Annotated in this window: 25 protein-coding genes and 1 pseudogene; 8 read left to right on the top strand and 18 right to left on the bottom strand. The window is 39.8% G+C overall.

Annotation, left to right across the window (positions count from 1 at the left end; translation table 11 throughout):
- Positions 1-50: 50 nt before the first annotated feature.
- The gene (locus V6C71_01970) at positions 51-359 is read right to left on the bottom strand and encodes an antibiotic biosynthesis monooxygenase (protein HEY9767257.1); all 309 of its coding nucleotides are present in this window, start codon (positions 357-359) and stop codon (positions 51-53) included.
- A gap of 60 nt (positions 360-419) precedes the next feature.
- Between V6C71_01970 and V6C71_01965 the strand changes: the two genes are divergently transcribed.
- Positions 420-1,328, top strand: coding sequence for a cation diffusion facilitator family transporter (locus V6C71_01965; GenBank protein ID HEY9767256.1), 909 nt, complete (start codon positions 420-422; stop codon positions 1,326-1,328).
- Between the two features lie 5 nt (positions 1,329-1,333).
- On the opposite strand, the gene V6C71_01960 is transcribed toward V6C71_01965, so the two are convergent.
- Positions 1,334-1,795, bottom strand: coding sequence for a J domain-containing protein (locus V6C71_01960; protein HEY9767255.1), 462 nt, complete (start codon positions 1,793-1,795; stop codon positions 1,334-1,336).
- Positions 1,796-2,062: 267 nt separating this feature from the next.
- On the opposite strand from V6C71_01960, the gene psaC reads away from it, so the two are divergent.
- Positions 2,063-2,308, top strand: coding sequence for a photosystem I iron-sulfur center protein PsaC (gene psaC, locus V6C71_01955; protein ID HEY9767254.1), 246 nt, complete (start codon positions 2,063-2,065; stop codon positions 2,306-2,308).
- A gap of 190 nt (positions 2,309-2,498) precedes the next feature.
- Positions 2,499-4,199 carry a solute carrier family 26 protein gene (locus V6C71_01950; protein HEY9767253.1) on the top strand — a complete coding sequence of 567 codons (1,701 nt, stop codon included), beginning with the start codon at positions 2,499-2,501 and terminating at the stop codon, positions 4,197-4,199.
- 38 nt (positions 4,200-4,237) lie between these two features.
- On the opposite strand, the gene V6C71_01945 is transcribed toward V6C71_01950, so the two are convergent.
- From V6C71_01945 to V6C71_01935, 3 genes are all read right to left on the bottom strand, one after another.
- Complete coding sequence (locus V6C71_01945) at positions 4,238-5,116, bottom strand: calcium-binding protein (GenBank protein ID HEY9767252.1); 879 nt, start codon at positions 5,114-5,116, stop codon at positions 4,238-4,240.
- Between the two features lie 9 nt (positions 5,117-5,125).
- Positions 5,126-5,461, bottom strand: coding sequence for a hypothetical protein (locus V6C71_01940; protein ID HEY9767251.1), 336 nt, complete (start codon positions 5,459-5,461; stop codon positions 5,126-5,128).
- A gap of 81 nt (positions 5,462-5,542) precedes the next feature.
- Complete coding sequence (locus tag V6C71_01935) at positions 5,543-5,755, bottom strand: hypothetical protein (protein HEY9767250.1); 213 nt, start codon at positions 5,753-5,755, stop codon at positions 5,543-5,545.
- 912 nt (positions 5,756-6,667) lie between these two features.
- Here V6C71_01935 and V6C71_01930 point away from each other — a divergent pair.
- Both V6C71_01930 and V6C71_01925 read left to right on the top strand, forming a co-directional pair.
- On the top strand, positions 6,668-7,369 hold the full coding sequence (locus V6C71_01930; GenBank protein HEY9767249.1) for an MBL fold metallo-hydrolase: 702 nt from the start codon (positions 6,668-6,670) through the stop codon (positions 7,367-7,369).
- Between the two features lie 48 nt (positions 7,370-7,417).
- Positions 7,418-7,996, top strand: a complete 579-nt coding sequence (locus V6C71_01925) for a DUF2808 domain-containing protein (GenBank protein ID HEY9767248.1) — start codon at positions 7,418-7,420, stop codon at positions 7,994-7,996.
- A gap of 106 nt (positions 7,997-8,102) precedes the next feature.
- On the opposite strand, the gene V6C71_01920 is transcribed toward V6C71_01925, so the two are convergent.
- The 8 genes and pseudogenes from V6C71_01920 to V6C71_01885 form a co-directional block, all read right to left on the bottom strand.
- A complete protein-coding gene (locus V6C71_01920) occupies positions 8,103-9,710 on the bottom strand; it encodes an NAD(P)/FAD-dependent oxidoreductase (protein HEY9767247.1) in 1,608 nt (535 codons plus the stop codon).
- Between the two features lie 857 nt (positions 9,711-10,567).
- Positions 10,568-11,338: an SDR family oxidoreductase gene (locus V6C71_01915; protein HEY9767246.1), complete on the bottom strand. Its 771-nt coding sequence runs from the start codon at positions 11,336-11,338 to the stop codon at positions 10,568-10,570.
- Positions 11,339-11,476: 138 nt separating this feature from the next.
- Complete coding sequence (locus V6C71_01910) at positions 11,477-11,914, bottom strand: LysR family transcriptional regulator substrate-binding protein (protein ID HEY9767245.1); 438 nt, start codon at positions 11,912-11,914, stop codon at positions 11,477-11,479.
- A gap of 408 nt (positions 11,915-12,322) precedes the next feature.
- Positions 12,323-13,171 (bottom strand): Tab2/Atab2 family RNA-binding protein, encoded by an 849-nt coding sequence (locus tag V6C71_01905; GenBank protein ID HEY9767244.1) that lies wholly within the window; start codon positions 13,169-13,171, stop codon positions 12,323-12,325.
- A gap of 194 nt (positions 13,172-13,365) precedes the next feature.
- Positions 13,366-13,874, bottom strand: a pseudogene (locus V6C71_01900) (glycogen/starch/alpha-glucan phosphorylase).
- A gap of 1 nt (position 13,875) precedes the next feature.
- Positions 13,876-14,061, bottom strand: coding sequence for a glycogen/starch/alpha-glucan phosphorylase (locus V6C71_01895; GenBank protein HEY9767243.1), 186 nt, complete (start codon positions 14,059-14,061; stop codon positions 13,876-13,878).
- A 423-nt stretch (positions 14,062-14,484) separates the two neighbouring features.
- Positions 14,485-16,893 (bottom strand): phosphoketolase family protein, encoded by a 2,409-nt coding sequence (locus V6C71_01890; GenBank protein HEY9767242.1) that lies wholly within the window; start codon positions 16,891-16,893, stop codon positions 14,485-14,487.
- 345 nt (positions 16,894-17,238) lie between these two features.
- Complete coding sequence (locus tag V6C71_01885; GenBank protein ID HEY9767241.1) at positions 17,239-18,165, bottom strand: fatty acid desaturase family protein; 927 nt, start codon at positions 18,163-18,165, stop codon at positions 17,239-17,241.
- 102 nt (positions 18,166-18,267) lie between these two features.
- Between V6C71_01885 and V6C71_01880 the strand changes: the two genes are divergently transcribed.
- The gene (locus V6C71_01880) at positions 18,268-18,990 is read left to right on the top strand and encodes a GntR family transcriptional regulator (protein ID HEY9767240.1); all 723 of its coding nucleotides are present in this window, start codon (positions 18,268-18,270) and stop codon (positions 18,988-18,990) included.
- Positions 18,991-19,179: 189 nt separating this feature from the next.
- Here V6C71_01880 and V6C71_01875 read toward each other — a convergent pair whose 3' ends face one another.
- From V6C71_01875 to V6C71_01860, 4 genes are read right to left on the bottom strand one after another with little or no spacing between them, the layout of a single operon-like run.
- Positions 19,180-20,151: a hypothetical protein gene (locus V6C71_01875; protein HEY9767239.1), complete on the bottom strand. Its 972-nt coding sequence runs from the start codon at positions 20,149-20,151 to the stop codon at positions 19,180-19,182.
- Between the two features lie 13 nt (positions 20,152-20,164).
- Positions 20,165-21,151, bottom strand: a complete 987-nt coding sequence (locus tag V6C71_01870; protein ID HEY9767238.1) for a hypothetical protein — start codon at positions 21,149-21,151, stop codon at positions 20,165-20,167.
- Positions 21,152-21,200: 49 nt separating this feature from the next.
- Complete coding sequence (locus tag V6C71_01865) at positions 21,201-23,066, bottom strand: GTPase domain-containing protein (protein HEY9767237.1); 1,866 nt, start codon at positions 23,064-23,066, stop codon at positions 21,201-21,203.
- Positions 23,050-23,448, bottom strand: coding sequence for a hypothetical protein (locus V6C71_01860; GenBank protein ID HEY9767236.1), 399 nt, complete (start codon positions 23,446-23,448; stop codon positions 23,050-23,052). Before V6C71_01860 ends, V6C71_01865 begins: the two co-directional genes overlap by 17 nt.
- 451 nt (positions 23,449-23,899) lie before the next feature.
- Between V6C71_01860 and V6C71_01855 the strand changes: the two genes are divergently transcribed.
- A complete protein-coding gene (locus V6C71_01855) occupies positions 23,900-24,694 on the top strand; it encodes an N-formylglutamate amidohydrolase (protein ID HEY9767235.1) in 795 nt (264 codons plus the stop codon).
- Between the two features lie 429 nt (positions 24,695-25,123).
- Here V6C71_01855 and V6C71_01850 read toward each other — a convergent pair whose 3' ends face one another.
- Positions 25,124-25,498, bottom strand: coding sequence for a hypothetical protein (locus V6C71_01850; GenBank protein HEY9767234.1), 375 nt, complete (start codon positions 25,496-25,498; stop codon positions 25,124-25,126).
- Between V6C71_01850 and V6C71_01845 the strand changes: the two genes are divergently transcribed.
- Positions 25,497-25,631, top strand: a complete 135-nt coding sequence (locus V6C71_01845; protein ID HEY9767233.1) for a hypothetical protein — start codon at positions 25,497-25,499, stop codon at positions 25,629-25,631. The two genes, V6C71_01850 and V6C71_01845, sit on opposite strands and share 2 nt — an antisense overlap.
- Positions 25,632-25,673: the final 42 nt, after the last annotated feature.

The raw sequence follows: 25,673 nt of genomic DNA, 5'->3' as shown, positions 1-25,673 counted from the left end.
TCTAGTCATCTTTAGACTGAATTTTATGGCGATCGCTACTATCAATCCGCTTAATTGGGCTCAACAGGACAAATCACAGTCTGATAGTGTTCTACCGTCGGAAAAGGATCGTAAAAGTGATGTAATAGTTTTTTCCAAGTTTGATATTCTTTTGATTGTCTAAAGCCGATAGTATGATCTTCAAGTGTTTGCCAATTAACTAATAATAAATATTGATTTTTTACCTCCAGACACTTTTGCAGATCGTGGGAGATATATCCAGGTATAGAAGTAATAATACTCGATGCTTCAACAAAAGCAATCTCAAATTCCTGACTCAATTGGGGTTTTATCTTTAAAATAGCCACTTCTAAAATCATGCTTTTTATATTTAGACAATTTTAAGATTATATAATTTAAAAACCTAATGACTAAAAAAAATGGCTCATAATCATAACCATAATCACTCTCATTCTCATCAAGTTACTAAAGATATAAAACTAGCTTTTTGGCTTAACTTGGGTTTTGCTATTTTAGAAATATTTGGTGGACTTTGGACTAATAGTTTAGCCATAGTTTCCGATGCGGTTCACGATCTTGGTGATAGCGTGTCTTTAGGATTGGCTTGGTACTTAGAAAAATACTCAAATAAAAAAAGTGATGCGGCTTTTTCTTATGGTTATCGTCGTCTCTCTTCCTTGGCAGCTTTAATTAATACTTTAATTTTGTTTGTTGGTTCGCTGTATGTTATTTCCCAGGCTATACCCAGGCTATTAAATCCTGAACCGACAGATGCTAAGGGAATGATTTTGTTTGCCATTTTAGGTGTAGCAGTCAACGGATTAGCTATGTTGCGTTTGTCTAAACAAAGCTCACTTAATGCTCGTGTCGTAGCCTGGCATTTATTAGAGGATGCGCTGGGTTGGATAGCCGTATTGATAGTTAGTATTGCTCTTGTGTTTACCGATATCTATATTCTCGATCCGATTCTGTCAATTTTGATTGCTGTCTACATTTTGTATAATGCGATCGCCAATTTACGCCAAACTCTTTTATTATTTCTTCAGGCTGTACCAGAAAATATTAATATTCAGCAGCTAGAAAAAAGTATTGTGGCTCTAGACAAAGTTGATTCACTGCATCATACTCATGTTTGGTCTTTGGATGGGGAACATCATGTTTTAACTACCCACGTTGTCATTAAAAATGAAACTACTAGGGAGGAAATACAGGGAATAAAAAGTACAATTCAGCATCTAGGTGAGAGTTTGCATCTCGAACACATCACTGTAGAGATTGAATATCTCAATGAATATTGTAAAATGCGCGAGCATAATCATGTTCAATAAGTAATTCATCCCCGCAAATAAGCCACAACCAGAACTAAAAGCAAACAGCCGACAAAAGTCATTCCTAACAGCAGCAAAACAAAAATTTCACCAGAAGAGAGAGGACGATCTGTAGGGTCTAAATAAGCTGTTCTCGAATATTGCTGAGAATTTGGTTCAGACCAATTAGGTGCTTGAATTACGTTGATACGAGAATAGCCGATTTTTAGATCGTAGAGCGATCGCTGTTCGGGACTACTCAATACAGCATAAGCCTCATTCAATCGCTGAAATTTAGCAGTGGCTACACTTGGTGGTAACTCGGTGGTATCGGGATGATATTTTTTGCTCAGTTGGCGATAGGTACGACGGATCGCGATATTAGAAACAGAGGGATGCAAACCCATCAAACCATAGTAGGTGTCGCTTAGCTGGACTGGGAATGGTAGGATTGTTGATTTTTGTCGATTGGAATTAGGGTTGACCATGCTTTACTATTTATCCCCATTCGAGGACAACTGCGTCTTTCTTAATTATTTAGCGAACTTTGACTATTGACGCAAGCCAATACAGCTAACTTGCTTAAGAAATATTAAACTTAATCAACAAATCCCTATATAACCCGAACCGCTTGTAACAGAATTTAAAGTTATCTCGTCTTTTGCCGAGTCAGAATAGGGGCATAGGGTAAACTAACTCTTGATTCTATTTAGAATACGATTTAAAGAACATTCGCAGTTGGAGCTTATATACTAATGTCTCATAGCGTCAAAATTTATGATACTTGCATTGGGTGTACTCAGTGTGTAAGGGCTTGCCCTACTGACGTTTTGGAGATGGTACCTTGGGATGGCTGTAAAGCTGGTCAAATTGCCTCATCTCCTCGTACGGAAGACTGTGTAGCTTGCAAACGTTGTGAAACCGCTTGTCCTACCGACTTTTTGAGTATCCGCGTCTATTTAGGTGCAGAAACTACTCGAAGTATGGGTCTTGCTTATTAAGACAAAATCTAATAGTAAATTGTGGTATTAACCAACATTTATTTAATAGAGTACCTACTATGTCGCTTTGCTTCTATGGTTACACTGTTTTTCAGCGTAATTTGGGAATGAGGCGACATTATTTTTTTTGCTTAATTTTTTGCTAATTAGCTCTTCACTATACTTAGTTTCAAGAAAGCGATCGCATCACATGTTCAAAGCCAAAACCCGTAACTCGTTTTCAATTCAAATGCCTGGGTTGAAAAAATTACTGTCCTATCGTCGGTCATGGTTACGAGGAGATGTACTGGCGGGTTTGACGGTGGCCGCTTATTTGATTCCACAATGTATGGCTTATGGAGAGTTGGCAGGAGTTGAGCCTGTAGCGGGTTTGTGGGGAATTCTCCCGCCGATGATTATTTACGCAATCTTTGGTTCATCACCCCAGCTTTCCATTGGTCCAGAATCTAGTACCGCCGTGATGACGGCAGTGGCGATCGCCCCTTTGGCAGCAGCGAGAAGCGATACTTATGTTAGTCTGGCTGCTTTACTGGCAATTATCATGGGGCTAGTGTGTATCATTGCCTATATTGCCCGACTAGGTTTTTTAGCTGACTTACTTTCCAAACCAGTTTTGATTGGTTATCTGGCTGGTATTGCCCTGATTATGATCGGCGGACAACTAGGCAAGATTGGCAAGCTCGATATTGAAGCCAATGCTTTTTTTGGTCAAATTAGCGAATTTGTCAGTAAGCTACAGTTAGCTCATATTCCTACGCTGATTTTAGGCATTGCCGTTTTGGTTTTTTTGTTTGCTCTCCAGCATCGCTTTCCGAATGCACCCATCCCCTTGATTGCTGTTTTACTATCCACCGCTGCGGTGGCAATATTCAATCTAGATAATTTTGGTGTAACGCTCGTAGGAGAAATACCTGCTGGGTTACCCCATTTTGCCATTCCCCAAGTATCGGTTAAAGATTTAAGCTCTTTGGTTGCTTCGGCAGTAGGAATCTCGATTGTCGGTTATTCTGATAACGTATTGACAGGTAGAGCTTTTGCTAATCGTAATAACTATAAAATTGATGCTAATCAAGAGCTGTTGGCATTGGGAGTGGCTAACCTAGGTAATGGATTGATGCAGGGGTTTCCGATCAGCAGTAGCGGTAGTCGTGCCGTAATTGGCGATTCTTTGGGTAGTAAAAGTCAGCTGTTTTCTTTAGTAGCAATGGTAGCGGTAATTATTGTCCTGCTGTTTCTACGTCCTGTGTTGGCACTGTTTCCCAATGCAGCTTTAGGTGCGATTGTCATCTATGCTGCCACTAAATTAATTGAAGTCTCAGAATTTGTTCGGCTGTATCGATTTCGCCGTAGTGAATTTATTTTAGCGATCGCCACTACCATTGCCGTACTAGCAACCGATATTTTAGTCGGAGTGGGAATTGCCGTTAGCTTATCGGTAATTGAGCTATTTTACAGGGTTGCCCGCCCCCACGATGCCGTATTAGGTACAGTTCCCGATCTACCTGGACTCCATGATATCGATGACTGGGAAGGAGCAACAACCATCCCAGGATTGTTAATCTATCGTTATGATGCGCCTTTGTGTTTTGCCAATGCGGAAAATTTTAAACAGCGATCGCTCGAAGCCATTCAAGCCGAAAGAACTCCTGTTGAATGGTTGGTTTTAAATATGGAAGCCAACGTAGAAATAGACATCACCGCTATTGATATGCTGGAAGAATTAAGAGCTGAATTAACCGCTAAAAATATTGTTTTTGCGATGACGCGAGTTAAACAGGATTTATATCTTGAACTAAAAAAAGCCGGGTTTCTCAAAAATATTCGAGCCGAACATATTTATCCTACACTCCATACGGCGATCGCCGCTTTTGAACAACAGAAATTAAAGTAGGGGCGAACGGCTATTCGCCCCTACTAACCGCGGATGACTTAAGCATCTAAAAAAACATCACCTCCCGCAGCGATTAAATCGTCAGCTTTGACTCCATTGAGAATAGCTAAAGTTTGATTACCAAAAGAAAGCGCAGTGTTACTATCAAGCTGAGTGATTGAAACAGTGTCTGAATTAATGCCAGTGTAAAACACTAAAGTATCAGACTCGATTTGAAAATCAGTAATGATGTCTGTACCTTCACCAACAGCAATTACAAAACTATCGCTGCCTTCGTCCCCTGTCAGAATGTCGTAACCTAAACTTCCTCTTAATAAATCGTCTCCCTCTCCACCGACTAGGCGATCTTCTTCAGTACCACCAAATAAGCGATCGCTGCCACCATGTCCAAAAATCAAATCATCTCCAGGACCACCATAGAGCATATCATCGCCACCTTCAGAGGCATAATTATCATCTCCTCTAATCCAGTCATTGCCTTGACCACCCCAGACAAAATCGTCACCCAGACCGCTCTGTATCCAATCGTCACCGTTCAAGCCATTCATGCGATCGCTGTTATTTGTACCGAGCAATCCTTCTCCTGCATCTGTTCCTGCAATTACAGGATCGCTATTGCCTGAATGATGTCCAGCATGTACTCCTAATTCTTCTGGGGCATAAATAGCTACATCCGAATCTAAATTAGCAAAATTACCTGCTGAATTAAACGAATGAAACCATCCATGTAACATCCAAAACTTGGGACTAAACCCTTCATCTGTTGCTGGGAATATTTGAAAATCAATGTTTTGTAAGCGCGAAACAGCAGCGTCTAAGGGTATACCTTCTTCAAATCCATAAACTAATTCTGAATTTGAGCTGCCAAGACCTGCAAACCAAAAATTTTGATAAATATGCCAATCATCAGCCGTCAAACTATCAAACTAAGAGGGCGGAAAATCGTCTGCTGGATTTACCACAAGATCGCCTAGAGGATTTTCTGGTGTTACATTCTGAATTTCAGGAATGCGGGTGTAGAATACAGCCAACAGATTTCCTTCGTTGTCATAGTTCAAACCTAAAGGAGTTTCGATATTCAACTCTTCTAAGTTCCCAATTTCATTAGACAAAGCTAGATTGTAATAGTGGATACCGTGTCCCGCAACTTCTTGGGTAAAAGGAATGTAGCCATCAGCGATCGCCTCTTCTAGTCCACCTGAACCATAATATTTCATTGTGGCTTGAGTCGCTTGGGCAATCTGCTGGTCTACCAGAGGCACATCTTCGCCTAAAGCATGAATAACGCTTTCTAGGTCATCATTGTCTATTGCTCCATTGGCATTTGAATCATATAAAGGATGCTACAGATCGTCTCCATCAACTGCTTCGTAACGAGAGATGATATCTTGAACGTCAGCATTGTCTACACTACCGTCTCCATTGAAGTCGGGAACGCTCAGTATGGATGTTGCTGAATCGTGCATCTCTTCATGATTCATCTCTTCATGATTCATTTCTCCAGAATCTACCGAAGAGGAATGGGATTGGCTTTCTTCATGCAATAAATTACTCATGTCATTTCTCCTGATTAATTCATTTATGCAACCAAAATGACGAAGTTAACCTAAATCACATTTATTCCTTGCAAGTTAAGTAATAAGCCACCTAAAAAAATCTCAAGTAAACTATGTAAATGGCTTTTGATTCGTAACTATTCACCATTTTGAGCTGATTAATTTTTACCAATATCGATCGTAGTTCTTATTAAAAAAAAGTTATTGCTAACTTTTTAGCGAATCAAACAACTTTCTTACAGCTTTAAATCAACAACATTCTTGGCAAAATGTCTAGCTGATTAAATAAGTTTTAAGCCTTAAATATTTTTCTGGTTATTGTGAATTGTATATTTACTCAAACAATAAGCCTCAAACTATAAATAGCAAAATAAAGCTAGTAAGTGTTTTTAAACTAATTTCTAGCAAAAGAGATGCAGAGCGATAAAAACCGAAGTAAAAAGCTGTATTTTAGATTAAGCTTTTTGTGATTCGATATTTACAATATTTACTTTTATCCCGACAATGCCAGAATATTACTTGCAATTTGTGAAACTAACATTTCTCTTTTTCTAATAGTAGCTAATAAATATAATCGGTAGCGAAATAGTTTAAAAAAGTTAATTATTTTTTTACATCTAAAATACTTAATCTATGTTGAATATATAATGTTTAATTAAGAAAACAATGCCTAATCTAATCTAGCTTAAACGCGGGAAATTGTTTGAACCGTTCCGAATCTTACTGCATTTGTTCTACAAGGCGATCGCCTACTAAAGTCACATAATTCCAAGATAGTCAAAGCGCTAATGCGATCGAAGACACTTACTCCTAGCATAGTTATAAACTAATAAATAACCTCACGGATTTCTCAATTTGTTGGATTAATCTTAGAGTGAGGAGTAATCTACCTTATAAGATGGAAGCGATAAGATGTTATTTCGCCAGCTATATGACAGTGAATCTAGTACTTATACTTATTTATTAGCGGATTTGGCATTAAAAGAGGCGATTCTAGTCGATCCTGTTTTAGAGCAGGTGGAAAGAGATTGGCAACTACTCAAAGAATTGGATTTAAGTCTGCGTCACTGCTTAGAAACTCATATCCATGCCGATCATATTACGGGTACGGGTAAACTGCGAGAGCTAACTGGCTGTTCTGGCATTGTACCTGAAAATGCTCAGGCTGATTGTGCCGATCGCCATATCCAAGATGAAGAAGATTTAGAATTGGGTTCAATTGTGATTGAAGCGATCGCTACTCCTGGACATACCGACAGCCACATGGCTTATTTGGTCAATGGAGAACGAGTGTTAACTGGAGATGTTTTGTTTATTCGTGGTTGTGGCCGTACTGACTTTCAAAATGGTGATGCAGGCAGGTTGTACGATTCGGTAACCAAAAAACTATTTACTTTGCCCGATGCAACTTTAGTTTATCCCGCCCATGATTATCGGGGACAGACAGTTTCAACTATCGGTGAAGAAAAAAGCTGGAATCCGCGCTTTGTGGGTAGAGATCGCAGCAATTTTATTCAGTTGATGAGTAATCTCAATCTTCCCGATCCGAAAAAGATGATGGAAGCAATTCCAGCTAATAAATCGTGTGGACAGGTTGTTAGCGCTAGCAGTTAATGATTTACTATAGCTGATTTTTAACTAAACAAGACAATAAATAAGCCAATGAATAGGATAATGTTAAAATTTCGACGATTAGGAATTACTTTGGCATTGGGAACAAGTCTATGGGGATTAGCTGTTTCAGCTACTCAAGCAGTTCAGCTAGCTGATGGGACAGTTGCTTTTGCCAAGCCGCCCACGTTAATCGATGCCATAACTACTTTTAGGGCTGTTAGAGCCAGAGGAGCTAAATACTATTTCACTTTACTTCTGCCTCAAACAGCCGACGAACCACTGCAAAAGATAACTATCAATCTGCGTCAGGGAACAGATGAAATTGACTATCGACTCGATGAAACGATCGCAGCAGTGGGAACAGCGAGAAACAGAACTGAGGAAATTGCGATCGCTGAAACCCTATTCGATCCAGAAACAGAAACCGTAACGATAACTCTAGCAAAACCTATATCTCCTGGAACTACCTTTACGGTTGGTTTGAAACCCAAACGCAATCCTGATTTTGGCGGTACTTATCTGTTTGGTGTTACTGCTTTTCCAGCGGGCGAAAAATCTCAAGGAATATATTTAGGGGCAGCTCGTTTGCAGTTTGACGATTTCAGTGACAGTAATTTTGACCTTTAATCATTGAGTTAGTCAATTGCTGCTTTGTCAGAGAGCAAATTAAACCGAAAAGAACCCATGATGCGCGATTGATGGCATTGGCGATCGCAGCCGAATACTATATTCTCTAAGTTTTTACCACACCAACTTTTGTAGTGATAGCTGCTGCTGCGAGTCTTCCTGTTTGAGCCCCACCATTCATATAGCCATAAAATTCATCACTAAAATGTTCTCCTGCAAAAATAAGATTGCCAAAAACAACGTTTTGACGTTCTTCGGGAACTTCTGATTCGACGTAGAGAAACTCACTAAATTCTGTATATTGTCCAGGTTCAAAATTAGTATAACCTCCCGTGGTTAAAGGATCTTGACACCAGTTAGTACGGAAAAATTTGCCTGTTGCCGCAGATTTTGCCTGGGGAATAATTTGCTCAAAGCGTTCTAGAAAGGATTGTTGGACAGAAGATAAAGATTCTGAACTGATTGCGGTCACTTCTTTGCTTCCTAGGAAAAAAGTCAAAGCACTAGTTGCTGCATCTGGTTGACGTTGGGTTTCATCATAGATGGTTGAAAAACCAAGATCAGTCCAAATACTTCCCGAAAATCCCTGTTTTTGTAGCCAAACCCGTTCTTTAAAACCAGCAAATACTTTTTCGTTTTGACCCAAGTTTACTTCTCGAATAAATTTTCTGAATTTAGGTTTTAATTTAACTTGGAGATCGAGATTACGCAGCACAGCCAGAGGAATAGCAATAATTACATAATCTGCATTAACAGTTGAGCGATCGCTAAATGTCAAGCGATAACCATCTCCATCCGATCTGATTGCTTGTAAACGCTTTCTAGTTTGAATCTGTTGAGGCAATGCTGCGGCTAAAGATTCAGTGATTTTACCAATACCGCCTTGCACCACGTAGGTTTCGTCACTTCCGCCTAAAACTGTAACCTTATTGTTTTCAACAGTAGTAAGATTATAGAGTAAATGCAAGGTTGAAGATGATTCTGGTTCGACACCATATTCAGTGCGAATTGTATTTTCCAGTAAAACTTTAATAAAGGGTTCGGTGATCTGATCGGCGTGTTGTTCTAAGTATTGGGCTACGGAAAGGCGATCAAAAATAGGTGCATATTGTTCAGAATCTTGCTCTAATAAAGTAGCATCAGCGACAATCTGTCGGGCAATAGGGCGCAATTTCTCAGCTACTTCCGCTTCTGGATACAATCTGCCATTAAAGAAATATCCTTCGGTGGGGAAGGGTAATTTTTCGGCAGTTGCAACGCGATTAAACAAGCTTAAGTTAAATTCTTTTACCAATGCCAACATATCTTCATGATTGGTATTGATAAACGCGCCACCTAAATCTGTCACTAATTCTTCTCCTGCTACTCCCGTAACAGAATGAATGCGTCCACCAACGCGGGATCTAGCTTCATAGACAGTGGCTTCTAATCCTGCTTTTTTCAACTGGTAAGCAGCATTTAAACCTGCTATGCCGCCACCCACGATCGCGATTTTTGGCGTGGTCGATCGGCTTTGGGCTGCTTTGGCGAAAGGAATTGCGGTTGTTGCGATCGCTGCACCCCCAGCCAAAGTACCCATTTTCAGAAATTTTCTGCGTTTATATTTAGCTGTTTTGGAAGCTTGAGATTCAGCAACTCCCATACTGTCAAGATCTTGACCATAGGCTTTGTGTAAAGTGCGTCGAAACTTTTGGAATAAAATTGTATGTGTCATTTTAAATCAAGATCGAGATTGCCTTAGATTAATTTTGGGGTGCTTGTGCAGTCCGCTATGTTTGTCGTACAGCCGAAAAAAGTGTGGCTATTAAAAATACTACATTAATACTACTTAGTAATAAAACCCGTACATAAGAATAGTCTGGATTACTAAAGTAATCAATCTAAGCTTACAAGTGAATCATCTAAAACTCAATTAGGATTTATTGTTTTCTAATTAGTTTCTAGCTCTTAGCTTTTATAGCGTTTATCAAAAGTAATTGGAGACTTAGTTATCGAATCCAGTACGTTTTAGAGATTATTCAAAAAATGTTGTCCACAGATGAACGCAGATAAAGCGATGCAGCCCTAAAGGATTCCCGTGCATGGTATATCCGCAGGTGTATCCGTTCAGGGACACCTTCGGACGATGCCCTAAAGGACTAGCTTCGCGTCGCGAAGCGAGTCCTTTAGGATAAGCTTCGCAAATGTGACCGAAGGGCGGAGTGCGGTTTATCCGTGAATCCTTTAGGGCTTTAGTATAAGCTTCGCGTCCGCGATCTTGTTGGTTTCCAAAGGCGGCTTTTGGGCGGCGGCTTTTGAGTGGGAAGCTTCCCACTCAAAACGCGCCTTGTAAGAAGATTCTTACCCAAAACGCGCCGTACAAAGAGCGACTGCATCAAGAACACAGATGGTTTATCTGTTTATCGACCAATTCTCGATTTTTGCTTTCTTATTGAGCATGAAGGTTGCTAATTTTTCTGATTTATCTTTTCAACATTTTTGACATTTTTATTTTGGCTGGCAAAAGTGCGGTTATCTTTGTTGCTATCCTTAGAGCGATCGCACTTTAAAGGTTTGCAGGTATAGATTGAGCTAGTGTCGATTAATCATAGTTGCGCTTGATTGATCTGTGGCTAACACCAATACTTCGCTCATATTGACGTTGGCAGGGCGTGTAGCACAGAAAACCACAATCTCGGCAATGTCATCAGGAGTTAGGGGATTCATTCCTTGATAAACCTTTTTAGCTTTTTCCGTATCCCCACGAAATCGCACATTACTAAAATCAGTTTCTACTGTACCAGGATCGACGGAAGTTACACGAATTGGAGTACCAAATAAATCTAGTTTCAACCCTTCTGACAAGGCTCGTACTGCTGCTTTAGTAGCACAATAGATATTTCCCCCAGGATAGGTTTGATGTCCTGCAATTGAGCCAATATTAATAATATGTCCACGTTGACGTTCGACCATTCCTGGTAAAAGCGATCGCGTTACATACAGTAAACCTTTGATATTAGTATCGATCATTTCTTCCCAATTCTGAATATCCCCCGACTGAAATTTATCTAGACCTCGACTTAATCCCGCATTATTGACTAAAATATCGACATTGTGCCAAGATTCGGGCAAGGATGCAAACGAACTTGCTACCAAGTTGCGATCGCTAACATCCATTGCTAATAAATGAATTTTGCTCTGATAAGCCTCTTTTAGTTCTGCTGCAACTACTTTAAGTTTTTCTAAACGACGAGCAGCTAAAATTAACGATGCACCTTCTTTAGCAAACATTTTGGCACAAGATGCGCCGATACCACTACTCGCTCCCGTAATTACGACAATCCGCTCTTGAATTGAAACCATGTTAATCACCTGAAAGATGCTACTTCTTTTAACTCGATTAATCTTACTGTTTTCTCAGCGTATCTAGATAAGCAAAAACTGCTGGGCTGTGGAGAGCATTTTTGACAACTGCTGCTTTAATAACTCTTTCTAAAGGAATTAAGAATACACTTTAAGCTCAGCAGGGATAAGTTGAGCAGCCAGTCGAGGCATAATTGCAACACCTAATCCTTGCATTGCCATACTGGTAATGGTTGAATCTTCGCGCATCTGATAAGCGATATTTACTGATGCTTCTGAACGCTCTAAATATCTACGAATCGTTGTCGAACAACTTTCAATACCTGAGAGAATTAAAGGATATGTCGCCAACTTTTTCCAAGTAAGTTTAGTTTGGCTCAAATCTAAGCTGTGGGATAGCAATACCACATATTCGTCTCGATAAATTTCCCAAGTTTCCAACTTTTGGGAACAGGGTAAATCAATTAAACTAATATCAGCTTTACCTGAACGCAAAATATTTTCAATCTCGATATGTTCGTCAGCCTCGGTAACGCTTACGGTAATTAAAGGAAACTGACTATCAAACTGAGCAATTAATGCAGGTAAGATATGAGTTGCTGCGCTGCGATCGCATGATTAACGGCTGACTGGGAAATTTCTAGATGTAAAGCAGCCTCACTAAAATTTGTAGCTGTGAAATTTTCAGTTTATATGGATCGATCGCACTCATAAATCTAATTATCAATCTCTGCGGAATATTTGGGTCGAATGTCTAACTTAGATTAATTTAGTTTGCTCCCTCAACAAATTATTTTACAGGCTATTTTGAGATGCGATGTTTAACTATTAATTTTACTCATACTTATCATGCTTTTTTTTTTGTAGATTGAAAGTTAAATAGTTACAGTTTATTTAAAGCAATAAACAGGAGTCAAATATGAAAATTATCTTTCAGCCAGAAGCAAAAACTCTATTAGGAAATTTAGAGGTTGTCTGAAAAATTTATGGCAAATCAATACTCTGTCTTAGTAACCAAAAAGCCGTAGTTGTCATTCCTGAATCATCTGGTTGAATTAACAAAAAATGCAGTCCTTGACTAATTTGTTTCTTCTCTTCATAGCTTTTGGCGATCTCGGCAGCCTGTTCGGATTCAAAAGTATTAAACACCCAGCGATCGACTAAACCTGTCTCTAAAATAAAGCCTCCAGACTTGCCCACCTCCGTAGGAATATAGTTAATCAAGGCTGGTATCTGCTGCTCGATCCAACGAGCCAGCTGCATTGATTTTTTGCCACCGTAGACGACAATACCAGGAAGAAAAATATCAGAACCAAGTCCTAAATTAATTGGATAAAATTTCTCTGGTAAACTACATATTGGTATGGGGCGATCGCTAAACAAATCGATAATTTGCCCCGCAGCTATATTGGCTATTTGCCATTGTTCGCCCCAAAGATTTTCTGGTAATGCTTGTGGCGGGGGCTTTTCTAATTCCAGAGGATTATAGTGAAGATTGTTTTTATGTCTTTGGCTTAATATTTGTTTTAAAGCCTCTGTATTTCTAGTCGCTTCAACTTCAATACCTAGCTTGTTTGCTGCAACACCTAATAAACCGAGCGCTTGAGGGCGAAAAACTTGAATTTTGTCGGGTAACTCTTTTGCTGCTAACAATATTTGCTGCTCTAACCAAGAAGCATTAGCCTCTCTAGAAGAACATTGTGCCAAGTAAACTTTTGGTTTTGTCTGATTAGACAAAACCCCGTCAGCCTGACAAATTACCAATTCCCATTGTCTATCTTGGCTGACTGAAAGTGATGGAAGATAGTAAAAATCAGCTTGCCAAGTATTCATGAAAAGTGATGTGACGCTTATTTACTGTTTATTACTTTTTATTTTAAATGAATTTGGTTAAGGCACTGGCGAAGAATCTTACTGCGCTTTTCGGTTGAGTGGAACATACAAGTCAAAAAGCTAAGAGCTAACTAATCAACAGCGTAGTCTATCAAGCATAAAAACTACTGTAAGCAAGAAATAATAGTTTATTGCTAATCGGTGACTGGCAATGCTGCATCAGCTTGCTTATATTCTTGTAGTTCAATTGGTACGGCTTGAGTATGCCAAATATCTTGACAGTATTCTCTAATAGAGCGATCGCTAGAAAACTTACCCATCCGCGCTACATTAAAAATAGACATCCGCGTCCAATTTTCTCGCTCTTTATAGGCTCGATCGACTCGCTCCTGACATTCGATATACGATTGATAGTCGGCTAATAACAAAAGGGATCTTGATTGAGCAGTTTATCAACCAGAGGTTGAAATTCTTTGTCTCCCTCAGAAAAATCACCCGCAGCCAGGCAATCGATAACTAATTTAAGTTCGCTATTTTCGGCGTAATATTTCTCAGGGTTGTAACCCTCAGCTTTTAATTTGTCTACTTCGCCACTTTTTAAGCCAAACAAAAAGCAATTTGACTCACCTACTTCGGAACTAATTTCGACATTTGCCCCATCAAGAGTACCAATAGTTAACCCACCGTTCAAGGCAAATTTCATATTAAGTGTATCCCAAAGTACTTTGAGTAATTTTCCAAGCTCGATCCCAATCCAAACTATGCTCGTCAACTAATAAGCGCATCAATTCGGCAACAGCGATCGCTCTTTTAATCGTAGCGGTATCTAAGCCAGTGCGATCGTCTTCAATTACAACCTGATTCTTAGATCTGTCCTGAGATATTGTCATTGCATTGCTTACTCCTAAAAAGTTTTTGTTTATCTACTGGAAAAAGTAATCGTGAAGAGAATAAGATGTTGACAAAAAAAGGTTAGAAGCTAAACAATGAGCAGTAATCAAATATTTCCTCTTACTTATGGTCAATAGACTACCTTCTAACTTCTGTACGGGCGATTCGCACCTACTTCTAACTTTATGCCCGTGCATGATTTGCGACGCGAAGCTATATGCCCTAAAGGACTAACTTCGTGTCGCGAAGCGGTATCCGTGATAGAGTCCTTTAGGGCAATCGCGGATTCACGGATAAACCGCACTCCGCCCTTCGGTCTCGTAGCTTCTTGAAGCAGTCCTAAAGGACGACGCGAAGGATGCGCCTCCAGGCGCTAATCCTTTAGGGCTAGTGCTTTAGGGCTGACTTCTAACTTCTAACTTCTAAACCATCCATTTCCAGTTAGTAATTTCTGGCTTATCCATGCCGTGTTCTTTGGCATAAGCGAGATTATCGATGATTTCGTCCCTCATCCTTTCTCTAACGTGAGCAGCACGAGAACCCAACTGAGGAACGTAATCGATCACATCAATTACCAGGTCAAAGCGATCAATTTGATTAATAATTGCTAGCTGTAGTGGGGTGTTAATATTACCCAGTTCTTTGTAGCCCCTAACGTGGATGCGCTCTTGATTAGTACGGCGGTATGCCAGCTTGTGAATCAACCAAGGATAGCCATGAAAGTTAAACAGCACGGGTTTATTGGCAGTAAACAGAGTATCAAATTCTTTATTAGATAAACCGTGGGGATGTTCACCTTCTGACTGTAGCTTATAAAGATCGACGACATTAATAAATCTAACTTTTAGTTGGGGAAATTCTTCGCGCAAAATTGCCGTAGCTGCCAATGATTCCATCGTCGGAATATCGCCACAGCACGCCATAATTACATCAGGCTCATCAGGCTCTTTACCATAGTCGTCGTTGCTCGCCCACGACCAAATGCTAATGCCTTTAGTACAGTGCTTAATTGCTTGATCCATTGTTAAATATTGCAGGTGCATCTGTTTGTCAGACACAATCACGTTGATGTAATCTTTGCTTTTCAAACAGTGGTTGGCAACCGAAAGCAAGCAGTTAGCATCGGGTGGGAAATAAATGCGGGTAACATCGGCACTTTTATTAGTTACCACATCAATAAAGCCTGGATCTTGATGGGAAAAACCATTGTGGTCTTGTCGCCAGACTACGGAAGAGAGCAAGATATTGAGAGAGGAAACAGGAGAGCGCCAAGGAACGTGTTTTTTAGAAATATCCAACCATTTGGCGTGCTGATTGAACATCGAGCTAATTACATGAATAAAAGCTTCATAGCTGTGGAAAAAGCCATGTCTGCCAGTGAGCAGATATCCTTCTAACCAACCTTCTAGGGTATGTTCGCTCAACATTTCCATGACTCTACCGTCAGGAGATAATTGACTTCCACCTTCATCTTCTGGGAGATAATCCGCCATCCAGGTTTTTTTAGTTACTTCATAAATATCTTGCAGACGATTAGAAGCGGTTTCATCAGGGCCAAAGACACGGAAATTGGTCATGTTGTTTTTCATGACATCTCGGAGAAACTTACCTAATACTCTGGTATTTTCTACTTCCACTGTTCCTGGCTTGTCTATTGCCACGGCATAGTCACGGAAGTCTGGCAACATTAAATCCTTACGGAGTAAACCACCGTTAGCTACTGGGTTAGCACTCATGCGCTTAATCCCCACAGGAGCTAATTCTTTTAACTCAGGGATTAAAGTACCATTTTGATCGAATAATTCCTCTGGCTTATAGCCCTTCATCCATTCTTCTAGGAGCTTGACGTGTTCTGGGTTAGAGTGCATTCCTCCCATGGGAACTTGATGCGATCGCCAAAATCCTTCGACTTTACGTCCATCTACTTCTTTAGGCCCTGTCCAGCCTTTAGGACTCCGCAAAATAATCATCGGCCAACGGGGTCGAAAGGCTTTGTTTTGGCTACGGGCTTCTTGTTGTATCTCCCGAATTTTAACGATACACTCTTCCATAACTGTTGCCATCCGAGAGTGCATGGTTTCTGGGTCTGACCCTTCTACTATATATGGAGTATAACCATAACCTTTAAATAAATTTTCCAGTTCTTCGCGGCTAATACGAGCCAGCATGGTCGGATTAGCGATTTTATAGCCATTTAAGTTTAAAATCGGCAATACTGCCCCATCACGAATGGGATTGAGCCACTTATTGGAATGCCACGCGGTTGCCAATGCCCCTGTCTCGGCTTCGCCATCGCCTACAACGCAAGCAGCAATTAGATCGGGATAATCGTATACTGCACCATAGGCATGAGATATGCTGTAGCCTAGTTCTCCCCCTTCATGAATCGAGCCTGGAGTTTCGGGGGTGCAATGACTACCGATGTAACCAGGAAAAGAGAATTCACGAAAAAACTTCTGCATTCCCGATTCGTCTTCACTTTTATCAGGATAAATTTCCGAATATGTTCCTTCTAAATATACAGGCCCTAATACTCCTGGCGCACCGTGTCCTGGCCCTGCAATAAAGATTGAATTGAGGTCGTATTTTTTGATTAATCGATTGAGATGGATATAGGTAAAGCTGAGTGCTGGAGACGAACCCCAATGCCCTAATAAACGATGTTTGATATGTTCTGCTTTTAAAGGTTGTTTTAACAGCGGATTATCTCGTAGATAGATCATACCAACAGCAAGGTAATTACAAGCACGCCAATATGCGTTTATTTTTCTCAGTTCTTCAGACGTTAAGTTTTGGGATGTTTGTTGAGAATTCTTTGGGGTAGAAACCATAATTTTCTGCTAAACAATAACGTTATGTTTCAAATTTAGACAATGATCTATTAATAATGAAGCCGAAAAAATTAAGACTTAATTAATAAATAATTGCAGTCGATCTGTAAATAAAATTAAGTTTTTAATTTGGTGTTTGATTGTATAGTTTGCTTCTATCAAAAGTTATAAATCAAGCTGGATTTGTAGAATCAAACTAAGATAAGTGCTTATCTAAGCTTAAGAAAATCTAATCTAGACTAAAAAAAATTTGGCTATTATGGTTAAGCGATCGCAGTACTAATACAGCCACTGTCTAAAACAACAATATCTGCTGTTTCAACCATAATTTACATTAATTCGATACTAATTCTGGTTTGGGCGAAGGGATGCCACAATACCTCGATGCACTTTTAAATAACCGTCCTCGACTACTTCAAAATGCTCCTTTAACTGCTGATGTGCTTGGGGTAAAGCATGAAAGGGAATAGAAGGGTAAAGGTGATGTTCGGCATGAAAGGGAATATTCCACATCATCGAAGAAAACCAGGTTAGAGTAGTGCGGGTGTTAGTTAGAGGATTATCATTGTTAGTGCATCCTGTATGTTCGGCTAACAAAATAAATCGTAAAATTGGCTGTCCTACAGCTAAAGGTAGCAACCAAAGTGTGAAAAACCAAGGCTGCTTGAAGATTAGAGAAATAGCGATCGCAATACCATAAACTGCTAGTTGCAGGCGAGTCGATCTAATTACTTCATCTCGTGCATCCTCAGCGATATAAAAATAATCTCCTGGCTTACCTGTAGCTAGACGATAATGACTTGTGAATTTCCCAACCCACCAGTTGAAACCGCTTAATGCTAATAAATATTCCCTAAAGTTACTGGGTTGAGGATCGTCTAGTTCAGGATCTTTGCCATTGATTTGAGCATAGCGATGATGCCATTTGTGATAGCGACGGAAAAAATCACTGTTGTAAAAAGATAAAAGTCCAGCTACCCAAGCAACAAAATCGTTGAGACGATTGTTGGCAAAAGCGGTTCGATGAGAACATTCATGTAAGGGTGCAAACATGACAGCAAAACTGAAGCCATAGATAATCAATGCTGGTATTTTGATGAGCCAATGATCGGCCGTTGTCCATAAATAGCCACTACTTGCCATTACACAGATATGTCCAGCTAACTGGATTAATCCTCGCCAATTGGAACGTTTATTTAGGATTTTCAATGGGGCATTTAAAATTTTCGGCTGATAACAAGATGCTGCTTTGGTTGTAACTTGAGTATTCATGACCTGACTCTATCGGAGTACTTGTTATAATAAGTTTGCTTTAGGCTGATTATAGCAACTTGTTATAATAATTTGGTCACATTAATTACCAATTAAATAAATTTGACAAGACGAAAACAAATACCACTTCATATCGATATTTCCGAACAGATACATCAGCGAATGCTCGATGGACATTATTTACCAGGGGATAAATTACCTAGTGAAAGAAAACTAATTGAAGAATGGCAAGTCAGCCGAATTACGATCAGAAGAGCGATCGCCAATTTAGTTCAGCAAGGTTTAGTGATGACCCATCAGGGGAAAGGAGCGTTTGTTACCCGCAAGCGTAAGGTAGTTTATACGCTTTCCAATCCTCTAACGTTTCTAGAAGATGATTTAGCAAATCAAGGAATCAAACTATCCTTGCAAAATCTCACTTTTGAACGTGTTACAGCACCAACAGAAATCCAAAAAATTCTGCAATTATCATCAGATAATCCGACTGCTTATCTGCAAAAAAAACTTTTGTTAGCAGATCGAGAACCAGGATGTGTAGATATTACCTATATTCTTCCAGAGATAGGACAGAAGCTCGAATCACAGTTAAAGCAAAACATGACCTTTCCGACTTTAGAACATAATAACTGGAAAATTAAGCGGGTCGAAGCAATTATTGAATGTACTAACGCCAGTTTAGAACTTAGTAGATATTTAGATGTACCTTTGGGTCATCCTTTGTTAGTTTATCGCCATACTGCCTATACAGATAATCGTCCCGTAGTGCATGGAGAATCAATTTCTCGCGGCGATCGCTTTTGTTATTCAATTAATCAACTTGGTTAATCTTACTAGCTTCGTGGTTTCTATCTTTAGCTAATCGCTAAACGCAAAGTAATTTAATTGTCAATTATTGAACAGACTTAAACCATAGCTATTTCATTTCATCAAGTTCTTGAAACAAACAATCTATCTCATTCAAAATTACTTGTTTGATGTTGGGAAATTCCCAAAGATTGAAATTTTGAATCTTATTTATATCCCATAATCTTCGTTGAATATAGGTAAAGATCTCGATCTGGTTTTGATTAGATTGACTGAGGGATTCAATTCTGCTTTTGATGTAGTCGGCGAATTCTTCGGGATTGTCGAAGGGGTCGGGATAATTTCGGGCTGCGGTTTCTGTGGGGTTGTGAATTTGAGCATCAAAAGCGCGATCGCGATTATCAAGATTAGCGCGATCGCTATACCCAGGAATATGGTTTTTTTTTGACTCTGTTGATTTTGATTTGTTAAACAAGAATATTTTTGAAATTCAAACTCAACTCTGTTAGATAAGCCACGCCATACGTTAGTTGCTTTTAGAGCAGAAGCTGATTTAATACTCGTAATTAAAACTAGCAACCCTTCTTGAGGTGGAAGAATATTAGTTTCTAATTCTAAAGCTAACTCTTGCCTTAATAATTCAGAATTTTTGCCAATTTTGCCGTTTAAATCTGTATTTTGATTATTGGCTATTGCCAAGGTTGAATTTAATAAATCTTTGAGAAGTTGGTAATCTACTTCAAAACCATATTGTCCAGCAATATTAATAGTTCGATCTATTTCTCGCTCTAATTCACCGCGTAAAGCCCGAATTAATAAAGAACGGATTATTATGTTCTCAGGATCTTTTTGACCAATCCACAGAAGGGAATTGCGGACTGCTCGACCTGTAAAATCGGTTCGTTCTTCTCTTGCTTTTAAGCCAGTAATCAATAAGCAATAATCATTTCTACGAGCAACTAAAATAACTGAAAACTTTTGACTTTCAATTAAATCTACTGGTTTTAATGTCAAATTGTCGATTGATTGATCAACGGTCAGAGCAGGCTCCGTCGTTGTACGGCGGAGTAATCTCTGACTTAAAAAATCAGGATTTTCGGGATAAGATTCATTTGATTTTATTCTTAACCAACGATAATCTTGGTCTTGGTTTTTGCCACGACTTTGAAGATAAATTGCCATTTTTTGTTGTCTTTTAAATATTTAGCCATTTTTCGCCTTTGACTACAGCAAAACTGCCGTTAGTTTTACAACCACGAGCAAATTCGTTAACTGCTTTTTTGAGATAATTATCTAACTCCAACCAACTGCGGAGAAAATTAAAAAATTTCCATTGTCTCGAATCAAGATGAAGTTTCAATAGAAAACGTAACAGATAACGTAAAGGCTGTTCGCTATCGCTTGGAGAATATTGAGCATCATGTCGGGTTTTGCGGAAATAAAAACGAGGATTATTCTCGCTGTCTACTTCCAGGCGGGAAAAAATAACGCTACCAACTGTTTGTACGGGAGTAATTACATTAGCAATCCAAGGATTTAAGCTTGCAGAATTAAAGTGATCTAGCAATGGTGCATATCCTTGTTTAACTTTCTCTAATAACTCTTTAGCAGTTTGGTTATTTTTTAAGTATTTCTCGCATTTTATAGGAGCAAAGATTACTAAGCGAGGAGAGTCTAAATTTTGATATGCTGCATTGAATAAAGCTTTAATTTGCTGAGGGCGATTAATTTTTTCGTGAAATTTACCGTCTTTTTCCATTAAAGAAGGAGCATCAATAGGAATCAAAACGGCTGTTGATTCGCGTAAGATTTTGGTGACAAATTCTTTTTCTTCTTTGGTAGCTTGAGTTGCATGATATCCTCCTGGGTAATCATAAAAGCGTAAATTAAGAGATGGCGTTTCGCCTTTTTTACCTAAGCCAAAAGTAAAGGAGCGTAAAGACTCAGGCCCAGCCATTGCCTCTGTGCCTTCGATTCCTACTCTGCCTCTAGCTTCAAAGACATCGAGTAAACTTTTCAACTCGATTAAACGATCTTGAAGGATGGCAGCACTTTCATCATCGGGAGTCAGTTGCAGATTGGTGTTACCAATGTTGCTTTCAAATTGTTCGTACATTGCTGTCAAGAGAGTAGTCTTACCTACTCCACTTGCACCCAGCATAGTGATTTTTAATTCTTGCATTAAAATTTCCTAAGATTAAGCTTCAAAGTTGCTTGTCCCAAAAGCGGGATCAATACCCAAATGGCTGAAAATTGTCTTTTTGATTGGCTGCGATCGCGCTTTCGACTCCTACAATCCACTGCTGGCTTATTTTATTATTATGAGCAAACTCGGCAAATTCCTCTAGCCAAAATCGATCGTAGATTTCTTGTAAGAATTTCAACCATTCTTGTCTAACTTTTTTGGCTCTTAAAATACGGTCTAAAAACTCTTCGACAATTGCAAATGCAGCTTGATTGGGTTCGGCTAACAGATCGTCTAAAGCGGTTTCGCATTTATAGATAGCTTCAGCGTGGAGGGAATTTAAACAGCTTAATACTTCAGCAGCAGAAGGAGAAGGAGAAAGTTGCAAGGAGGTTTCATCAGGAATGAGATCGTCAAGATGTTGGCGAATACGGTGCTGAATTAAACCTCGATAGGAAAGATCGAATTGAGCTAAGGTTTGAAAACCTAACTTGAGGCGGTTTAAATGGTCAGGAATTATTTCGGCGATCGCATCAATAAATTCTGACTCCCTAGCTGCGGTTATATTGCCTAATTTACCTTGTTCTATTAGTATCTGAGCAACTTGAGCTTTGACTTTATTTATTTCCTGTTTGAGAACATCATCTAGAAGTAGAAAATGTTGGGATAGATGAGCGCGAATTTCGTTGAGATACTCGTAATAAGCATTAGGATATCCTCCCTTGCTATGGCGCAGCTTTTCAATCTCATCCTCTGTGGGAATACCATTGTCCTCACGACAAGCAGCCACAGCAGCTTCTACCTGCTGCTTGAATTTCCAGTTTTCTAAATCTCTCTCGGCTTGTAAATCTTGCAGCAATCCTTCCAAACCACTAGCTAATTCTACCCAAAGCTCCTCAAACAGTTCGACAAATTTGGGAAAATAATTATTTGATGCAAAACCCTTTAATACCTTAGTTGCTCGCTCTAATTCTACTGCTACCTGCTGTTGCAGCTGGAGCAATCCATCCTGACAAGAAGATGTGTACTGGCGATCGAGTTTGGTAATATTGTCAACTAAATAATTCAATACAGGGTCAAGAAGATCTTGATTAGTTGCAGATACATCTGCACAATTAGCCGTAATACAGTCAGCAAAATACAGTCCTTTATTTTCGCGATCGCTTGCTAAATCTTGACAGAGAATAGAATTATCGCCGATGGGAGAATCTTTTCTAGTTTGATTGAGAACTAGAAATGACCATTGTTTAAAAGGTAAAGCGGTTAAAGCAGAATTGGCTGCATCGTAAAGCTTGACATCTACATCTGCCCAAAAATCTCTCATTGGTCGAGGCATTCTAACAAACAATACTAGATCGACATCCTGCGCCAAAATTTCAATTAGTCTACTTTCGTCTCCTACTCCTGTATCTCCCAATCCTGGCATATCAATCAAAGCAATTTGTCCGATATCGGGATGGGGAAAAGGACAAAATATTTTGGCTGCTTTGACTGCAAGATAGTTGTAATAGACTCGTTCCCCTGCAAGGTTATCTTGAGCCACATATTCTCTAATTTGCTGTTTAATAAGCTTAATTGGGGTTGATTTTGACAATAGATGACGATATTGAGGGAGATGCTGGTGATATCTTTCAAGATACTCGTATTTCCCTGCCGCTACTGCCGTATTAGCTAGATGAGTGGGACAAGACGGCAAAGGATTATTAGCAAACTCAGCTAAACTGTAGGGTACTTGACCCAAATCTAAATCTTGGTAGTAGAGAGCGATGACTTCTTGTAGAAAAGAATGCTCGGAATGAAAAGTAATCTCGCCGTAGGTATCTATTCCAGGTTGATGTTGAATTGTACTGCGAACTCCCGTACAGTGTCCGCGATCGCCTGTAGGTATTTCGTTATTAGATAGTCCTGTCAAACTCTGTAATAAACGGCTTTTTCCCTGTCCCGCACGACCAATAACCCCAATAATTGATCGTGTCGCGATTAAAGCGACTTTTGAGCAAATTTAATCCTGTTAACTGAGATTGAATTTGAGTTTGCAGGCGGTGGAAATTTAGTTGCTGTAGATTTTGGGCTTCTGGTTCACTAACTTGAGCGGAGGAAACGGTCGGGAAACCCGACCATGTTCCACTCCGCTGTTGAATAATTAAGCGATCGCGATTTGCAGCTAAATTTTCTAATGAATGAGCCAGCGAGCGCAAATTTGATTCAGCAGTAGCAATTTTTGCTCTCAGAGGCAGACGTTGACTGAGAATTTCTGGGATTTGTTTAGTTCTCTCGGCTGTAGTAATTTGCATGGTTATCTATTTGGTAATATAGGGTTTTCGATTAAACTGCTTGTTTGCGCTGGTATGACCACAGAGCGATCGCTTATGATCTCAATACTGTTCAACGCACTAAAAACTACTGTTGCCCAAATTAGCCATAAGTAATTCAAGACAAGAGGCAACAACCAAACTTTTGCCTATTACCTATTACCTGTTCCCTCTCCCTTCGGGAGAGCGAGAAATATCTGTTATATCTGCTTGTCGTAGTCTAACCCAGTTGCACCGAGTATTGAGTCTCAAGAGTCAATACTTCTCGTTGAACAATCACGTTAATTAAATATGGCTTTGTGTCTGCTGTCTAACAAATTTTTTAGTCTGTCAATGTTTATATTTAACAGATGTTTTTTAACTATCTGGGTAATTTAATAACAAAGTACTAGTTTGTCTACAAATTCATACCAACAAAAAGATTGAGAAAGATATGTCACAGCTTTGGATATCAACAGAGGGACACCAACCAATGGTTGCCGTAGCTCTTCACGACGGTCATTATGTACGCTCGGAAGTAAAACAGCTGATGGCTATTAGCTCAGACGAGCGCAAGCGGGAAGAAGATCCTTTTACGGCTGCCTGGACAAACATTGCCCAAACGAGGCTGGTGGTTTTGCGATCGCGTTTTGAACTCGATCTCAATCGTCCCCGCGATCGAGCTATTTATCTCAACCCCGAAGATTCTTGGGGCTTCAAAGTTTGGCACGAACAACCGCCCCAGGATTTAATCGAACGAACTTTAGCGGAGTATGATGCTTTCTATACTAAAGTTGGTCAAATTTGTCGGACATTGGAACAACGCTACGGACGCTTTGTTGTTTACGATTTGCATACCTACAACCACTATCGTCAGGGAATGCACGCTTCTCCTGCTGAGGAATTACACAATCCAGAGATCAATTTAGGAACGGGAACTCTTGACCGAGAATATTGGCAACCTGTGCTCGAGCGATTTATCCACGATATGAGACGCTTTGATTTTCTAGGTAGACAGTTAGATATTCGAGAAAACGTTAAGTTTAAAGGAGGACATTTTAGTAAGTGGATTCACACGAATTTTCCTCGTTCTGCCTGCGTATTAGCTATTGAAGTCAAAAAGTTTTTCATGAATGAATGGACTCACCAGCCAGACTTAGCCAAAATGGAAGCAGTGCATCAGGCGTTAAGAGCATCTGTGTCGGGAGTATTAGAGGAATTACAGCACTTAGATAAAATATCAGTCTAAAATTATACCATCTCTCAAAAGTAATAAGAGACTTGGTAGGTTGGGGAGCCACTGGGTTGCCCGTGCATGATTTGCCCTAAAGGATTCCCTTCGGTCTCGAAGCGGTATGCTTTAGCATTTGCGAAGCTTATCCTTTAGGACTAGCTTCGCGTCGTGGAGGTATCCTCCGTCTTCTGCAAGTGGCGTTAGAACGATAGTGAAACCCAACCAAAAGAGCGCGTCTAGGCTAATATTATTAAGTATTAAAATTATTTTCAGCCCCTAACCCCTTTCTCGCGCATTCACGCTCAAGCCGCACTCTTGCCCTTGCACCCACCGCAATGAGGATAAACGCCTTTCGGCGAACGGGGCTGATAGGCTCTGTGGGTCGCTCGCCTTGGGGGAATCAGCCCAGCATTTTAGCCTAGACGTGGTACTACTTTACCCGCATCATTTATATTCAATAGAAATTAGGTTTCCCGCTCGATAATCATCCCAAGTATAAGAAACGACCAGCACGCCTACAATACCAGATGCACCGTAGAAACCTAAAGAACCGCCATTCACGAAATACTCTCGTGCTTTCACCAGAGAATCTTGGTTTTGAAAGCACAGGGCAATCTGTTTCCAGGCACTTCCTGATTCCCCTTGCTCAGACGGATAGTAATAGATTTGATTCGAGTTATCCGTGTCACAAACAACACCGTTAGAGGACTGAATCTGAGTTACTACTTGCGCGATCGTTTCAGAATCGGACATGGCACTTGCTAATGAGTGATCTGCTCTTGCCACGTTTTCTGAAGTTAACCAGATTCCAGTGGTCATGCCAACGAGAGAAATGGCGGTTGTTAAATATTTATTCATCTTCTCTGATGGCTTTTTATTGAGCAACATTTATGGTGAGATAGCTATAGTTTTATTTTTCATCGTATTCTCTTTAAGTGGCGATCGCTATTGAAGGAATCACTGAAATTAATTTGGTACTTAGCAATTTTTGGGC

It is taken from the genome of Coleofasciculaceae cyanobacterium, from assembly GCA_036703275.1.
Lineage (GTDB): Bacteria > Cyanobacteriota > Cyanobacteriia > Cyanobacteriales > Xenococcaceae > Waterburya.
This window is presented reverse-complemented; position numbering and strand designations above follow the sequence as displayed.

Coding starts and splice junctions, on each gene's coding strand:
- V6C71_01960 (HEY9767255.1), bottom strand. CDS start 1,795: ATGGTCAACCCTAATTCCAATCGACAAAAATCAACAATCCTACCATTC.
- V6C71_01895 (HEY9767243.1), bottom strand. CDS start 14,061: ATGACAATATCTCAGGACAGATCTAAGAATCAGGTTGTAATTGAAGAC.
- V6C71_01870 (HEY9767238.1), bottom strand. CDS start 21,151: ATGCAAGAATTAAAAATCACTATGCTGGGTGCAAGTGGAGTAGGTAAG.
- V6C71_01935 (HEY9767250.1), bottom strand. CDS start 5,755: ATGAGTAATTTATTGCATGAAGAAAGCCAATCCCATTCCTCTTCGGTA.
- V6C71_01845 (HEY9767233.1), top strand. CDS start 25,497: ATGCCAACGAGAGAAATGGCGGTTGTTAAATATTTATTCATCTTCTCT.
- V6C71_01860 (HEY9767236.1), bottom strand. CDS start 23,448: ATGCAAATTACTACAGCCGAGAGAACTAAACAAATCCCAGAAATTCTC.
- V6C71_01905 (HEY9767244.1), bottom strand. CDS start 13,171: ATGAATACTTGGCAAGCTGATTTTTACTATCTTCCATCACTTTCAGTC.
- V6C71_01915 (HEY9767246.1), bottom strand. CDS start 11,338: ATGGTTTCAATTCAAGAGCGGATTGTCGTAATTACGGGAGCGAGTAGT.
- V6C71_01950 (HEY9767253.1), top strand. CDS start 2,499: ATGTTCAAAGCCAAAACCCGTAACTCGTTTTCAATTCAAATGCCTGGG.
- V6C71_01970 (HEY9767257.1), bottom strand. CDS start 359: ATGATTTTAGAAGTGGCTATTTTAAAGATAAAACCCCAATTGAGTCAG.
- V6C71_01885 (HEY9767241.1), bottom strand. CDS start 18,165: ATGAATACTCAAGTTACAACCAAAGCAGCATCTTGTTATCAGCCGAAA.
- psaC (HEY9767254.1), top strand. CDS start 2,063: ATGTCTCATAGCGTCAAAATTTATGATACTTGCATTGGGTGTACTCAG.
- V6C71_01890 (HEY9767242.1), bottom strand. CDS start 16,893: ATGGTTTCTACCCCAAAGAATTCTCAACAAACATCCCAAAACTTAACG.
- V6C71_01930 (HEY9767249.1), top strand. CDS start 6,668: ATGTTATTTCGCCAGCTATATGACAGTGAATCTAGTACTTATACTTAT.
- V6C71_01925 (HEY9767248.1), top strand. CDS start 7,418: ATGAATAGGATAATGTTAAAATTTCGACGATTAGGAATTACTTTGGCA.
- V6C71_01855 (HEY9767235.1), top strand. CDS start 23,900: ATGTCACAGCTTTGGATATCAACAGAGGGACACCAACCAATGGTTGCC.
- V6C71_01965 (HEY9767256.1), top strand. CDS start 420: ATGGCTCATAATCATAACCATAATCACTCTCATTCTCATCAAGTTACT.
- V6C71_01850 (HEY9767234.1), bottom strand. CDS start 25,498: ATGACCACTGGAATCTGGTTAACTTCAGAAAACGTGGCAAGAGCAGAT.
- V6C71_01875 (HEY9767239.1), bottom strand. CDS start 20,151: ATGGCAATTTATCTTCAAAGTCGTGGCAAAAACCAAGACCAAGATTAT.
- V6C71_01920 (HEY9767247.1), bottom strand. CDS start 9,710: ATGACACATACAATTTTATTCCAAAAGTTTCGACGCACTTTACACAAA.